The sequence below is a fragment of the Treponema putidum genome (assembly GCF_000755145.1).
GTDB lineage: Bacteria > Spirochaetota > Spirochaetia > Treponematales > Treponemataceae > Treponema_B > Treponema_B putidum.
Genome location: NZ_CP009228.1, coordinates 2,182,010 through 2,197,684, shown reverse-complemented (window position 1 = coordinate 2,197,684; position 15,675 = coordinate 2,182,010). Strand labels below are relative to the sequence as shown.

At 36.6% G+C, this 15,675-nt stretch carries 10 protein-coding genes and 2 tRNA genes; 4 read left to right on the top strand and 8 right to left on the bottom strand.

The genetic code is table 11. The annotated features are described in order from the left end of the window. The first annotated feature begins 110 nt into the window (after positions 1–110). Positions 111–1,166 carry a family 20 glycosylhydrolase gene (locus JO40_RS10075; protein WP_044979222.1) on the top strand — a complete coding sequence of 352 codons (1,056 nt, stop codon included), beginning with the start codon at positions 111–113 and terminating at the stop codon, positions 1,164–1,166. Between the two features lie 46 nt (positions 1,167–1,212). Here the strand turns inward: JO40_RS10075 and JO40_RS10070 are convergent, their stop codons facing one another. After that, complete coding sequence (locus JO40_RS10070; RefSeq protein WP_044979221.1) at positions 1,213–2,244, bottom strand: hypothetical protein; 1,032 nt, start codon at positions 2,242–2,244, stop codon at positions 1,213–1,215. 173 nt (positions 2,245–2,417) lie between these two features. Between JO40_RS10070 and pcnB the strand changes: the two genes are divergently transcribed. Next, positions 2,418–3,560, top strand: a complete 1,143-nt coding sequence (gene pcnB, locus JO40_RS10065) for a polynucleotide adenylyltransferase PcnB (protein ID WP_044979793.1) — start codon at positions 2,418–2,420, stop codon at positions 3,558–3,560. A 57-nt stretch (positions 3,561–3,617) separates the two neighbouring features. On the opposite strand, the gene JO40_RS10060 is transcribed toward pcnB, so the two are convergent. The 4 genes from JO40_RS10060 to JO40_RS10040 form a co-directional block, all read right to left on the bottom strand. After that, entirely contained in the window at positions 3,618–4,034 is a 417-nt protein-coding gene (locus tag JO40_RS10060) for an OsmC family protein (RefSeq protein WP_044979219.1), read from the bottom strand. A 237-nt stretch (positions 4,035–4,271) separates the two neighbouring features. Next, complete coding sequence (locus JO40_RS10050) at positions 4,272–6,272, bottom strand: S1 family peptidase (protein WP_173402616.1); 2,001 nt, start codon at positions 6,270–6,272, stop codon at positions 4,272–4,274. 138 nt (positions 6,273–6,410) lie between these two features. Further along, positions 6,411–8,234 carry a glycoside hydrolase family 2 protein gene (locus JO40_RS10045; protein ID WP_044979217.1) on the bottom strand — a complete coding sequence of 608 codons (1,824 nt, stop codon included), beginning with the start codon at positions 8,232–8,234 and terminating at the stop codon, positions 6,411–6,413. Beyond that, on the bottom strand, positions 8,221–9,624 hold the full coding sequence (locus JO40_RS10040) for an MFS transporter (protein ID WP_044979216.1): 1,404 nt from the start codon (positions 9,622–9,624) through the stop codon (positions 8,221–8,223). Before JO40_RS10040 ends, JO40_RS10045 begins: the two co-directional genes overlap by 14 nt. A gap of 115 nt (positions 9,625–9,739) precedes the next feature. Between JO40_RS10040 and JO40_RS10035 the strand changes: the two genes are divergently transcribed. Further along, positions 9,740–9,813, top strand: a tRNA-Pro gene (locus JO40_RS10035). 49 nt (positions 9,814–9,862) lie between these two features. Here JO40_RS10035 and JO40_RS10030 read toward each other — a convergent pair. Beyond that, the gene (locus JO40_RS10030; protein WP_044979215.1) at positions 9,863–11,302 is read right to left on the bottom strand and encodes a hypothetical protein; all 1,440 of its coding nucleotides are present in this window, start codon (positions 11,300–11,302) and stop codon (positions 9,863–9,865) included. A 12-nt stretch (positions 11,303–11,314) separates the two neighbouring features. After that, positions 11,315–13,411, bottom strand: coding sequence for a hypothetical protein (locus JO40_RS10025; RefSeq protein WP_044979214.1), 2,097 nt, complete (start codon positions 13,409–13,411; stop codon positions 11,315–11,317). 160 nt (positions 13,412–13,571) lie between these two features. Between JO40_RS10025 and JO40_RS10020 the strand changes: the two genes are divergently transcribed. After that, positions 13,572–15,497 (top strand): AMP-dependent synthetase/ligase, encoded by a 1,926-nt coding sequence (locus JO40_RS10020; protein WP_044979213.1) that lies wholly within the window; start codon positions 13,572–13,574, stop codon positions 15,495–15,497. A gap of 46 nt (positions 15,498–15,543) precedes the next feature. Here the strand turns inward: JO40_RS10020 and JO40_RS10015 are convergent. After that, positions 15,544–15,626, bottom strand: a tRNA-Leu gene (locus tag JO40_RS10015). Between the last annotated feature and the right edge of the window lie 49 nt (positions 15,627–15,675).

The window sequence follows — 15,675 nt, the reverse complement described above, 5'->3', positions numbered from 1 at the left end:
TTGGTTTTAGAAACTTAATAGATACTGACAATACATAAAAGAAACAAATATGCTATGGTAATTATTGAGTGGGAGTGATGAAGGCGGTATACTAAATGAGGAGGTTCACTATGACAGCAAAAACTATCAAAGAAAAAGCAATGGTACTCGTACCTTTATTCTTACTGCTTTTGCTTTTACAGCAGGCTGTTTACACTCAAACAAACGGCGTGCCGAAACGCAAACTCGTCATTGCTTTTCACGCAATTGTAAATACCGACAAAACGGGTAAAAATCTGATAAAAGAACTGCCCGATTTACAAAAACGGGGAATCAACACGCTTTTTCTCCAAATAGGTTACAACTATCAATGGAAAAGCGATCCGAAACTCTATAACAAATACGTGCTTTCGGAAACCGTCGCACGCGAAATTGCAGCCGAATGCCGCAGGCTTTCAATCGACCTTATTCCCGAAATAAACTGCCTCGGCCATCAATCGTGGAAAAACAAAACCTTTGCCCTTCTCAAAGCCTATCCCGAATTTGACGAAACGCCAGGCTTCTACCCAGGCAATAAGGGTATTTATTGCCGAAGTCTCTGCTCTTCCAATGAAAAAGTTTACACAATTTTATTCGGTTTAATTGATGAAATTACAGAAGTATTCTCGGTAAAAAAAATACACGTCGGCTTGGACGAGGTGTTTCTGATAGGCGAAGATGCCTGCCCCCTTTGCAGCGGAAAAGACAAGGCTGAACTGTTCGCCGGTGCTGTGAACAGACTCTACGACCACTGCGTCAAAAAACGGGGACTGACGATGTATATGTGGGGCGACCGCCTAATCGACAGCGAGGATGAAGAAAGCGGTTATAAGGGTGAATACGAAAGCTCGTGTAACGGCACCTACCCCGCTGTCGACCTCATTCCTAAGGACATCATCATCTGCGACTGGCACTATGACGAGCTGAAACGTTATGGTTCCATTCCGTTTTTTTTAAACAAGGGCTTCCGTGTCCTGCCTACAAGTTTCAAGGGCATTAAAGCGGTAAATGCTCTCATTGACTATTCACTTTTATACAAGGATAACCCTGCTATGCTCGGGCACATGTACACGGCATGGGACAATGTTACAAACAAAAATCTCTCACGGTATAAACCGATGGTCAAAACGATAGACAAATTAAAGTAAATAAATCTCGTCAATTCTCCCCAAAAATACTTGACGAGAATGAACCTTATTTTTTTGTCTCCGCCTTCCCGTCTTTTAACTCCAAGCCTTTTTCAAATAAAAAGCTGATATAGTAGTCCTCAAGGGTGTTCTTAGGGCCTGCGGCATTTAGGCGTTTTCGGGCATCGGCATTGTTTCGGCGCTGCACATAAGAAGAATAAAAAAGGCGCGGGTCGGCATTATCAAAATCCAGCTTTTTATTTAATAGCTTGGCAACATCTTCTCTTCCCATTGCCGGTATCTTGCAGCTTACCAGCTGTTGGCGGACATAAAGAATATCCTCATAGGATATACCGAACAAAAATTCCTCCAAGGATTGTCCTACTATTTTATTTGAAAGTTTTGCAAGCATGAAACTTTGCCATGAGTCATCCAATTTGGAAGAAAGTAAAAAAAGTTCGCTGGTACCCATCATTGTGCCGAATACCGGAGCTATTGTGTCACGGGCTGTCCAAACTCTTGTTAGAACGGGAGCAAATGAGGTGGTATTTTGATCCAACCTGTGCTCCCAAAGGTAGGTTAAAGCATTTGCAACTTTTTTTTGTTTTTGTTTATCCAAAATATTACTGTCCAAAATTGAAATATAAACATCTTCGGACATAATCGTAAACATGATATTCATAGTAGCCGATCTGAGTTCTTCAATTTCTTCTTCCGAAAAGGAGGAATTTGAAGCAACCTTAGTAAGAGCCGAAAAGATGTGGAATTTTGCAACAAGAAAACCGCGTCCTAAAACGGCTTTTGTCGGCATTGAAAGAGTACGGGAATCGGAAGGGGTTTTACAAAGGTTTTCTATTAAGGTATCTTGATTTCTTTTTTCCCCGGCAAGAACGCTTGTTTCATGGATTGAAGGAAAGCGTGAAATCGCAACCGACATTCTTTCCAAATCCATAAGTTTTTTTCCTATTTCCAGAACAGCGGACTTATATTCGCCGTTCAGGCGCTCAAAAGCACATTCAACCAAGTTTTTTTCGTGATCATTTAGAACAACGATATCTGTAGAGATTATAGTTCCGAGTCCTGCACTATTTATTGTCATATTCTTTTCGCAACTTCCCCAATATGCAATTACCTAATATATACGGGAAACATTATACTACATTATAATGAATTTTTAAAGAGCTTTTTTATCTAAAACCGTAGAATTTTGATAAAAATAGGCGGTACTCATTGACAAAAAGCCTTTTTACATGCAATAATACTTATTCAAAAATGTTAGTTCGATACGGTCAAAATGCCGAAGGAAAGCAGGTTCGGCAGGCTTTGGTCTATACTAAGGACGAGCACCACATTGCTCCCGAAAAAATAGACATTGAAGCCGTAAAAATTATACAACGTTTAAATTCTCAAGGTTTTGAAGCCTACATAGTAGGAGGAGCGGTCAGAGATCTTTTAATAGGTCATATCCCTAAGGATTTTGATATAGCAACTTCTGCTGAACCTTCAAAAATAAGAAAAATGTTCAGGAATTCCAGAGTAATAGGCCGGCGTTTTAGGTTGGTTCATGTATTTTTCGGCGAAAAAATATATGAGGTAAGCACCTTTCGATCAACGGAAGACGGAAGCATAGGAAACAAATTCGGAACGATAGATGAGGATGTACACCGAAGAGACTTTACTTTAAACGCCCTTTACTATGACCCAATCCATGAGCTAGTAATCGATTATGTAGGCGGTGTCAAAGATATAAGAGAAAAAAAAATAAGGCCTATTATTCCGCTAAAACTTATATTTTCTGAAGATCCCGTAAGAATGATTCGGGCTATAAAGTATGCAGCTATGACGGATTCGGGTATTCCGTTTTTTGTTCAGCTTCAAATACATAAAAATGCACACCTTTTGGAATTTGTATCCCCTTCAAGGATAACCGAAGAAATAAATAAAATTATTTTTAGCGGGCATGCAAGAGATATTATAAAAAAACTTTTGGATTTTAAACTCTATGTTTACTTACAGCCGGGAGCCTGTGCCTTTATAGATTCGTCTTCAAAATTTAAAGAGGTATATATAGAAAATCTTGCTCTTTTGGATAAGAACATTAATATTAAACCTCAAATAAAACAAGGAGAATGTTTAAAACCATTACTTAAAGATTACATAAAACTGATTGCAGATCCCGAAGGGCAGCTGCAAGAAGTATATACTTATGTTTATAAGGAATGCAGGCATTTTATTCTTCCGATGAATCCTCAAAGGCGGGAGTTGGAATTTGCAGTAAAAAGCATTTTAAATGACTTGGGAATTAAGGTACCAATGGACAGAACTCAAGGGCGGCCTGCAAAACTCGGCAAACAGACTAAGCATAGGCGCAAGAAAAGAGTTAAAAAACAAGACACTCAAAAAGATACGGATTAAATCAACAACCCTCTGCACGAATAAATCCGTATCTTAAAAGCTAACGAAAATTATAGATCAAACACGGATAAGTTTATGGGCGATCGGAGCAGAATTTTTAATTGTGGCGTGTACCGGACAACTGTCATCAACCAAAGCCATAAATTTTTCAAGCTCCTCATCTGAAGCATCTGACTTAATATGATATATTGTTTCAATATCCGAAAGCCCAAGCTTTCCCGGATGGAAAAAACCGATGCATTCAACGGCCAAATAATCCAATTTGAGGCCGTTTTTCTTTGCAATTACCTTTGAAGTAACACATTTGCATGCTCCCAAACCGCTTAAAAGAAGTTCAATCGGGTTCATCCCTAAATCGGTTCCTCCAAAACTTAGGGGTTCATCCGCAATAACCTTCTTGCCAGATGCCTCACATTCAACTTTAAAACCTTCGCCTAAATCAATTTCAGATTTTGTTCTAAATTCTTTTGCCATAATTTCTCCTATAAAAACTTTTTGCAGCAAATATCAGAGCCTTTCGGCTCTGTTCTGCAAGGAAATTTTTCATCGTATCCGCTAAAGCGGACAGCGAATCAATTTGCGAAAAAAGTTTTTTCACGTAGTTTGTTTACAAACTGCATACAATATCGATAAACAGTGAGGCACCATTTGTACCGAACTGTTTATCACACCTCCTGCAAATAACTCCCTAGTTCTTTTTTAAGGGAGATTTTAAACTTTTTTTATTTCAGCGGCCAATTTTTGAATTTCGTCAAACCTATCCTGCTGTTTTAACTCTAAACTTATATAGTACAATTGATTGATTTTTTCTTTATCCGATTTTTTTATATCATCCATAAAAAGAATTTCATCATAACATGTATATTGATCTTGGTTATACGGTTTTGCATTATAAGGAGCGGCATTATCTATTTTTTGCTGCCACTGTTCAATATTTTTTTCGGGGGCTTCCTTAGGCGGTTTCAAATCTTTTGAAAGGCCGATATATGTATAATCGTCTCTTCTAGTTTTTGTATACATCTGTAAACCGCGCACTTCAATATCAGGTGTATTACCTTTTAAATTAAATCCCAAAGAAAGCTCTAAAGTAGTTTCTTTATCACAGGGAAAGTCTTTTTTCGATATTGAAAAATCATAATCTCCGGCCTTTATCGTTGTATTCTTTGAATTAAAATCAAATTTAATTGCTGCAAGCATAGGATCAATAGGATAATCTTTGGGAGATAAAGATAAAAATTCTTTCCAATCTCCGAAATTTGCATTATACGAAAGAATAATATAGTCAGTCATAAAACTATAATCAAGGTTATGTTCGTTCCTTGTCGAAGAAATTGAATCGATTCTACTCATAACATATATTCCTCCGGGAACAGGAAGAGAAAACGATATAACTTCCATGTCTGCAAAGGGAAGCTCCCAATAATTTATAAGCCATTTTCTACCGTAAACATCTATATGAGTTTCAGACCTTGATGCTTGACCATAAGATAAAATAGGAACTTTTTCACCTGCAATGGTTCTATAAATACGGTCAGCACTTAAAATATAGTCCATGTATAATTTAGGAGATTGTATAAGCTCTTTTTCGCTCACATTATCAGGTTTTTTTATCAAAGCCATTATTGAATTAAGCATTTTACCGTAAACGACTTTACCGTTTTGAGGAAGTTTATATTCTTTTATATCATTGGGAATAAATAATCCCCATTTTTTATTTTCTTGGCGTACCAAATAAAGAGGAAAAGAAGGTGCCCAAGATTCGTACATAATCTCTTCAGAACCCGAGGCTTTTGTAAAAGATTCAGTTCCTGAAAAACTATATTTTTTCTTCAAATCATCTATAATGTTTAGTGTAAATTTTTTATAATCGGATAGAACGGACTTTCGAACCTCCGTCAGTTTTTTAGGTAATTTTTCTTCATACTTGTATTCATAAAAGCTGCTTTCTTCGATAATGTGAGGCAGCCTATAAAAAATGGGAAGATAGACAGTGCCTACATTTTTTGCAATGTTTTTCGTCTCGGCAAAGGGAAGTGCATAGTTTAAATTTTCATTTTGGCTTTTCATTGTAATAATCCCTAAAACCATTCCATCAGGTGAAATAAGAGGGCCTCCGGAATTACCGGGGCTTGCTGCTGCCGAAAACCTAAGCCACTTCCATTCTCCGTTTCTTTCTTCAAATGTTTGACTTGTAAGAAGTCCGTTACGGATTATAATACCTTCTCCTAAAGCATTGCCGACAGAAAAGGTCGGGGTATTTAAGTTAAACTCATTCAAGGCTGAAAGGCCTTCGCCTTTTACATGCTTATAATTTTCTGCCTCAAAAACTATAAAGTCCCGTTCAACAGAGTAACTTAAAACCGATCCTACCTTATAAACATCTCCCGATACCGAACGGAGGTGGTAGTCGTTATAAAAACTTTCTTCATAAAGATTAAAAACATGAGCGGCCGAATAAAATTTGCCGTCATCCATTAAAAAGGCGGTTCCTATAGGAATGTATTTGTCATTTCGTATTGCAAATGGAATCCTATCCATGGGAAGTTTTTTTTCATATTCCAGCTTTCCCTCTTCCGGTTTTAAAACAATGACTTCAAATACCGCTCCGTTTATTTTTTTCAGAACTTCAGGGCTTAGAACAGCCTGAGCGCCCAAAATTTGAAAAAATACCGCAAAAAATAAAATCATAAAAATGTTTTTAAATTTCATCATAACTCCTAATTTTTGTTCTCAATTATAAAACATCTCAATCGGTTTTTGGTTTTATCTTGATGAGGGATTATATCACAAGAATAAAGTACCGTCAATCTTAAACTTTGACTTGAGATTGAGCTGTCTTTAACTGTGTAATTATAAATTCCCATTAAATTTATCTTTAAAAATTTCATTTAATTTTTTTGCAATTTTTAATCCTAAGTCTTCGTTAAATTTTATTTCCTTCCGATCATAGGTAAATATGCCGTTTATTTCGTCTTCTACGTCGCTTACCTGAGTATAGATTGAGGCACTCAAACCTTTTTCAATAGCAGGCAAAACATCTTTTTTATAAAGATTCCAAACAGCTTCATTCAATTCTTCTTTGCTGACGAACATTTTATAGCCGAATAAAATATCCGAGCTCATGTGTCCTTGAACCGGCAAACTAAACCCTCCGAATTCCGTAAGGGCAAGTATCCTTCCCCTCTTGTCTTTTTTCGGCCTAAAGGTCTTATAGTAAATGTGGTAACTGTGAAAATCCCCTTCTCCCTGATCAAAGTAACCGCTTGCATGATCAATTAAGCGTGTTGTGTCTTTTTTGCGTATAAGGGCGGCGGCATAGGCAGCATCGAACTGTCCCCAGCCTTCGTTAAAGGGAACCCAGACTGCAATGGAAGTTATGCTATACAATAAATCGATAGTACGCTCTGCATCGCGCATAAAATTTTTTCGGCCTGATTCGCTTTTTCTTCCATGAAGAGCATAGCGGCTTTTCCCGTCCTTAAAATTAAAACCGAGCCAAGGAGCATACTTTACGACAAAGTCTTTATATGGGCCGCCCCCGCTTACAAAGTCTTGCCATACAAGCATACCTAGTTTATCGCAATGATAATACCAACGAAGCGGTTCTATTTTTATGTGCTTTCTAAGCATATTAAAACCCATATTTTTAAGCGTTTTAATTTCCCATATCATAGCCTCATCTGAAGAAGGGGTGTACATGCCGTCGCTCCAATAACCTTGATCCAAGAGACCGTGATGAAAAATCGGCTTTCCATTTAAACTTAAAACAGGTCCGGATTTGCCGTCAAGAAGTCCGAATTCCCTCATACCGAAATAAGAATACACAGTATCTTTTCCGGCTTTGATTTCAAGGTCATATAAAAAAGGACTTTCTGGGCTCCAGCTTTTAAAGTCATCCGGCATTTTTAAAAAGATATGGTTATCTTGAATGTTTCCTTCTGAGACCGCTTTTTCTCCATCAAATATTTTAACCGAGATATTACCTATCTGAGGAGGCAAACCGGCTCCGCAGCACATAAAGAGTTCCAATTCAACCTCTGCCTTTTTAAAGTGAGGGGTTATTTTTACAGTCTGAATGTAGTTTTCGGGGACTCTTTCAGACCATACCGTTTGCCAAATACCGCTTTGCCCCGTGTACCAAATCTCTCCGCGGTTTAGGGTCTGTTTTCCGTAAGCTTCATCCCCAGTATCAGTATTATCTATAACTAAAACCGTAATTTCGGTTTTATCCGAATTTATAAAATCGGTTATATCGAAATAAAACGGCCAATAACCTCCGGAATGAGAACCGGCTTTTTTTCCGTTTATATAGACCGAACAATGCTGATCAACCGCACCGAAATGCAATAAAAGCCTTTCCCCATCCTTACACTTTTCAAAGGCAAATTCTCTGCGGTACCATAATTTTTTTCCGGGAAGAAGCTGTCTTTGTACTCCTGAAAGCAGACTTTCCGGAGAAAATGGAACAATTATAGACCCCTCCCATTTTATGGGAGGTTCCCATTTTATGGGATGTCCTTCTGTTTCAGTTATTGCATAGTCCCACCGTCCGTTTAAACACTGCCAGTTTTCTCTTACAAGTTGAGGTCTCGGATATTCGTTTAATGGGCAGTCCTTGTTTAGGCTTTCGCCCCAAGGTGTTAAAAGCTGTTTTATAGGTTTATTTTTTCTCATAGGATTCAGTGTCCTTAGGCTCATTGTTTTTTCGTTTATTGTAAAGCTTAGATGCAAAGTAAAGTGGAATGAAGGCGCAGAGGGCTAAAACGGCACCCCAGACATAGATAGACTCTACCGGAATATTTTCTGTTATGCCGAATTCGTTTACCACGGAACCGGCTCCATTTTTTACCAAAAAATTTCCTATCACTGTTCCAATGATCATTGGGGTCAACACAAAAAATAGAATACGCATACCTTCAAACTGACCGCGTGAAGTTTCAGGGTAAAGCTCTTTTACCCACATAGTCATAGATTGAGTTACAAGAATCTGGCCTGCACCGGCTAAAAAAACCGATAAAAAAAGAGGAATATTTTGCAGGCTGAACACAGCATCCTGATTAACCGATGATGGATTTATAAAAAGAGCTAAAACACAAAGACCTAAACTGTTAAAAAGGATTGCACAAAAAGCAAGGATAGGTGTATATCCTTTATTTATAAGCCTGCTTGCCGGAATAACGGATAAGGAGGCGGCAAGCAGGCTTAAACCTTGAATGATTCCCATTTTCGCTGCATCGAAGCCCATACGGTAAATCATCCAGTTTCCCATGTGAACAAAATAAACATTAAATGAAATAAAAAAGACGGAACTTGTTATACAAGCCAGCATAAGTTCTTTGTGCGAAAAAAAACCTTCGGCCTTAAATACTGCTGCAAACTGCCGTGCAAAAGAGCCGGCTTTATGAGGCTTCAAGCCGGGCGAATCTTTTAATAAAAAAAGTGAAATAAGGCCTGTACCTATGACAAATAAGCCCATACACCAAAAAAGACGCTGGTAATTATTGTCGGCTCCGATTAAAAGGCCGCCCAACACAGTACCGGCTATTGTACTGATAACTGGCATAATTGCAAGCACAGCCCCAACCTGTCCTCGGTTTTTATCATTCGTCATATCGTTACTCCATGCGTTGTAACCTGAATCATTTGCCATGGAACCGAAAAAGCTCATAAAATCATCGGCGAGGATAACAAGTACGGCAGCCCATACAGATACCTTAGCACCGGTTCCAACCTGCCCGCTTCCTACAAATTCTGTTAGGCCGAAAAGGATGGTGGTAAGGCCCCAGACGATGTAGCCTATTGAAACAAAACGGCGGCGCTCTCCTACTCTATCCGATATGGTACCGAAGATAAAGGTCGAAAAGGTTGTTACCAATGCACTCGTAATAACCATAAGGGTTACGATTGAAGAATCTTTTGCGATTTTAGCATATACAAAGGTATTAAACCACTGATTTTCAATGTTCCAGCACAATTGACCTGCAATGCCCAATCCCCACATTAAAAACCAAAAACGCTTTGTGTTCATAAGAGTTGTTTTTTCAATATCCGTATTTGTAAGCATTTTGCCTCCATACTTAATCCAATAAATTGCGCAAGACAATAGGTTAAACGCCGCTATCGAACTTTGCAAAACCTATTGACATTTTTTTAGTTTTGCTATATTATACCCCTCATTACGGGCAATAGCGCAGTTGGTTAGCGTACAAGTCTGGGGGACTTGGGGTCCCCGGTTCAAATCCGGGTTGCCCGATAAAGAACTTCGTTTTTTTAAAACGAAGTTCTTTTTTTATACTTACCTTTTAATATCCGAAAACAAGTTTTATTTTTGCTTCGGCTCCGGTACCTTTAAAACTTCCTGTAAATGAAGGAGATGCAGCCGAAACCGCCGTTTCAAGCCTAAAAACCCTTGTTTCCAAAAAGAGCCCCAGTTGATTTTTCCAAACTCTATCTTCACGACTCATTCCAATATATGCGCCCAAAACCTTTAAAAAACGGCTTTCCAATTTTAGTCCCGCATCAACATAAAAGGGCTTATAACAATGGCAGCCTATGCTGGGCGTAATAATCAAATAATCATTAAAAAAAGGTCTTATATCCGAGCTTACTGAAAGTTTTAATGGCCTGAATATATTTTTTGTAGGTAAATCATAGGTTAAATTTGTCTCGGTAAAAGATCCGCTGGGAGGCTTTATTTGAGATGCTTGATCAGGTGTTATAAAGCCATTCATATATTGAATTAGAGATTCCATTCTAAAATCTCCCTCATATATTTTCGAAATACCCTTATTTAGTCTGGACGGAAAAATAGGAATATTTATAACATTAAAATTCAGATTAGCAAGATCATTGAAAGTATAGGTACCGTAAAAGTTAAAATCTACACCGCCTCTTGATAAAATATCTCCTATATCTAATTTGGAATTGGGGTCTCCAAATGTAGGAAGGTGAGAGTACAAATTTAGTTTTAACTTACCCCTTGCAACTATTTTTCCGGTTATAGGATCATTGATAAACTCATAATCCCCCATATCCGATTCCATATAAAATGCTGGTATAAAATAAGAAGTGCTTACTCTAAATTTAAATGAATTAAATTTCATACCATAAAAAATACCCGTATCTGTAAAGCCTTGTGATATTCCCGTTATTTTTCCACTGAAGCTGTTTGAAGAAAGATTTCCATTTGCTGCAAAATCGATTATATTTTTGGGAATATTTGAAAATTCGTAACCCTCTGTTTTTATAAAAAAGCCGAATTCGGCTTTTGACTTTATATAAATATCCAAGTATATATTTGCCGTTCCGGCTGCAGATAAATCAAACCCTGCCTTAGGCAAGGCTTTTGACATTGCGGATAAGTCAATTTCAAGAGTTTTTTGAAATAAATCGGTAATTTTAAAATATGAATTGGAAACCCCAACTTTAACTTCAATACCGAACGCAAAAGCCTCTCTGCTGTTTTTAAAAAACGATTCCTTAGGAGGCTTTTCAATTTCTTGAACTTCGGTTTCGGTATTTTCAGGTATTTCCGTTTCGGGTTCTTTAGAATCCTCTTGCTCAGTATTTTCATCATCATTAACAGGAGACTCAACTAAATCTATTCCGTTTCTTTTTCTTATTTCGTTGAGCATTGTTTCTGTTTGCTCATCTGAATCATAAGCTGAAGAGATATCTTCTTCGGAATATGTATTTAAAACAAAAAATGAAAATATTAAAAATAAAAAAATATATTTTTTCATTTGCATTACCTCTTAAAATTCATAAGTTATATCCATATTTGCGACAGTATAAGCCGAAAAGTTTAAGGTGCCGTTTTTGATATTTATTTCGCTGTCCTTTGGAATCGTTACTTCAATAACAATGGGGAATTTACTGCTTCTCTTTATATCTTCTATTTCTTCCTTTGACAAGTTGATAGACATAGGTCTTTTTTCTTTTAGCTTTAGTTTTTTTTCAAATTTGAATATACTGCCGTCTTTCCATTCGGGATTGTAAATTCTTGCATCAAGCGTCAATCCAGTATTATTTGTATACTCAATAATAAGGTTTAATTCTTTTATTGAATCAAGAACTTGGCTGGATGGGCCGGCTATGGTTTCTCCTGATTGTCTTGATAATAAATCATTGATAGACAATACCTCTTTACATATATTATCATTTATTGTTACAGCCATAGGTATATCAAGAAGAGCATGTGCTTTAAATTCAGCCTTTTTATCTTTTTTTATTTTATTTATTACATCTTTTGTAAGTGTGAGCTTGTTTAAACTCATATCAATTTTAAATTTAAATGCTTCAGGTTTGGATTCAAAAACATTTTCTAGGTCTATAGAACTTTGCTCTATGCTGGCTTTAGGGATATTATTATTAAAAGTAGGATCTGCCACAAATTGTGTTTTTTCATTATTTTTATTAATAATTTCTTTTTTTGTGCTGCCGTATTCGAGTTCTAGCTTTGTAGTTAGGAAAGGTGCAGGAGCCCCATTACCTGATAAATCGGAAACAAGATAGATATAAGCATTAATAGGTTTAGGGCTTATTCTGCTTAAAATTTCGTTGTTTTTTAATATATCGGTATTGATGGTATATTCATTATCAATTTTTAAATTTGTTCCTATAGGCTTAATTATAGCTTTTTCTAACTCGAAATTCACATTTACTTTTCCTTCGAATGAGTATTCCGATCCCGGAGTAATATTGTAAAGAGTTAGAGTTTGATTAGAGTCATCATACCCTGCAATTTTGATCTTTACCTTAATATCCAAGGAGGGGGTAGCATTGAGCATCAGTGTGCTTTTTCCTTTAAATATGTCTTTTTCTTGAGGTTTATCATTGGTATGGTTTGCCTTAAATTGAGTAAATTCTGTTTGATGAATATTGAGGGCTTCAGATTCTAATTTTATTCCTACATCGGCAGGTAATTTATTTGTTATGTTAGCTTTTATCAAAATAGGATCTAAAGTTATTTCTTCAACATAATCCTTTATTTCGTTCGGTATATTTATTGTTTCATTAATATTTGGTGTAATTGTTTGGTTAGTAATTTTAATTTCTTTAAATTTTTCTATATTGGAGCTAACTTTTAATTTTAAATTGATTACTTGTGTATAATCTGCAGGAATTGTACCGCTTATTTCTACATAGCCTGAAATTTTAATTGTATTGTTTGTAATTCTTTTATCTTTTAAATTAAGTTCACCTGTTAGATTGTTCTTTTTTTCAAAGTTTCCTGAAAGTTGACTTTCTTGATTTATCTGCACATGCTCATAATTTATTGTAAGTTTTTCTTTTAAAATATCATCAATACTGCCTAGGGTTATTTCAAGAATTCCCTTTTCGATGTCTGCGTAGGATAAATTCGGTGTAGTTAATTGGATAGAAATTTCAGGAGATATATCAATTTTTTCGTTATTCATGCTCAGATCACTACCGTTTGTGTTTTGTATAGACTTTAATGGTCCTGTAGTGTGACTAATATTAATAGTTGGAATAGTTACCGAATTTTTGAGAATGGTTATTTCTTGTTTTGATGGTATACTGTTTATCTTTTCCGCATAGTCCGTCATATCGATTTCTTTTTCAGGTACTGCATAGTGAAACAAATAATGAAGGGCATTACCTTGATTATCTTTTGGCGTATATTTATAAATCTTTACATTTTCATTGTTTTTTAAGGTCTCACTTATATTTTCATAAACAATATTTCCTACATTTATTTCCTTACTACCAAGGTTAACCTTTACTTGAGGGGCTGCTTTTATCTTAACTTTTTTTACAAATCCTTGCTTGCATGATGCTAAAATAATCAGAATTAGAATGCCGAAAAATATAAATTTCTTATGTTTCATAAACTTCTCTCCCGGTAAAAGTTGTGATCGGACAAGATAAAATATTTTATCTTATGCCTTATGATTATATCAAATTTCTCTATACAAATCAAGTATAAAATCAATATCTTTTTTTATTTATATATTGATATATTCTTACATTTATGATAGCATTTACAATATGAGAACTCTCGACAAATCATTACCGTTATTATTAAAACGGATTTCGGCACAATATCCAAACATACGAGCTCAAATGTTTAAGGGTGAGGATAAGGAATTTAAAAGTCTTTCTTATAAACAGTTATATGAAATTTCCCTTGATTTTGCAGCAGGACTGCTTTCTATAGGGGTAAGGCCTAAAGACCATGTGGGGCTTATAGCCGATAACCGTAAAGAATGGCTTCATGCAAGTTTCGGCATCATGAATATCGGAGCTGCAGATGTTCCGCGAGGCTGTGATGCTACCGAACAGGAAATTACTCACATCCTTTCCTTCTCAGAATGTAAATTTGCCGTTTTAGAAAATGAAGCACAAATAAAAAAAGTTTTAAGCAATATAGCAGAAATTCCCCTTCTGCAATCGATTATAAGCATAGATAATGCCGATTTTAAAAAATTTGAAGAAGAATTCGGCATTAAAGAAAGAAATATTAAATTTTATACTTATGCTCAAATTATAGAATTGGGCAAAACTGCAAGAATTGAAGGTAAATTCAATCCTGAAGAATATGCGGAAAACGTCGATACCGATGATTTGGCATCTATAATCTTCACATCGGGTACTACCGGAAACCCTAAGGGTGTTACTATGACCCACAGAAACTTTATGACGCAGCTTATGGAGCTTCCGGATAGGATTATACTTAAACCGGGCCAAAAAGCTATTTCGGTACTTCCCGTTTGGCATTCATTTGAAAGAGCTTGTGAATATGTTATAATTATTTCAGGCGGTACTATCGCTTATTCAAAGCCGATAGGAAGTATTCTTTTAGCGGATATGCTAAAAATAAACCCGACTCTTTTCCCCTCTGTCCCAAGAATCTGGGAAGCCGTTTATGACGGCATCTTTAAGGCAATGAAAAAAAGAGGCCGCCCCCTTTATTACCTCTTCTTATTCTTTATTGAAGTCGGAATAAAAACAATGCGCCTAAAAAGGAGAGTAACGGGGCAATGCCCGCATTTTCAGCGCATAACTAAGGTGCTCTACCCAATATTGGCTCTTATACCGCTTTTATGTATTGCTCCTATGTATTATATCGGGGATTTGCTTATTTACCGAACAATCCGCAAAAAGTTCGGAAAATGCTTTAGAGCAGGAGTCTCCGGAGGAGGTGCCTTGCCGCCCAATGTTGATGAATTTTTTTGGGCAATCCGAATAAGCGTTGTCGAAGGTTACGGTATCACAGAAACGGCTCCGGTTATTTGTGTACGGCCGATGCCTAAGCCTGTTTTCGGTACTTTGGGTAAACCGCTCGCTTGTTTTGAATCTAAAATTATAGATAAAAACGGAAACGAATTGCCTCATAACAGAAAAGGATTGCTTCTTGTCAAAGGTGATGCCGTAACAAAGGGCTATTATAAGGATCCTGAAAGGACAGCTGAGGTTATAGATAAGGACGGCTGGTTTGATACCGGAGACCTTGCTATAAAAACAATTGATGGAGAATTAATTCTTAAAGGCCGCCGAAAAAATACTATAGTTTTAAGAGGCGGAGAAAACATCGAGCCTGTTCCGATAGAAGTAAAACTGCAGGAATCTCCCTTAATTTCTATTGCCGTCGTTTTAGGCCAAGATCAAAGAGCCTTGGGAGCCCTAATTGTGGTTAATAAAGAAAACCTCCAAACATGGGCGGCAAATAACGGCTTAAGAAATGTGCCTGTCGCAGAGCTTGTACATGACTTGAATGTACAAAAAATGTATGAGGCTGAGGTTGCAGAACTGGTTAACTCCAAAACCGGTTTTAAACTATTTGAAAGAATAAATAGGATTGTCCTTCTTCCTGAAGAGTTTCAGGCGGGCAGGGAATTATCTGCAAAGGGCGAAATGATGCGTCATAAGATAAATCAGCTTTACCGCAAAGAAATCTATGAACTTTTTAAATAAAAAATAAATTTCAAAAAAAAGAACTCAAATTATTGAGTTCTTTTTTTGCGGCGAACTGGACTTGAACCAGCACACCCGTTAAGGCATCAGCACCTCAAGCTGACGTGTCTACCATTCCACCACCGCCGCAACTGAAACGATTTTATCAGATAATCAAAAAAAAGTCAATAGAAAACAA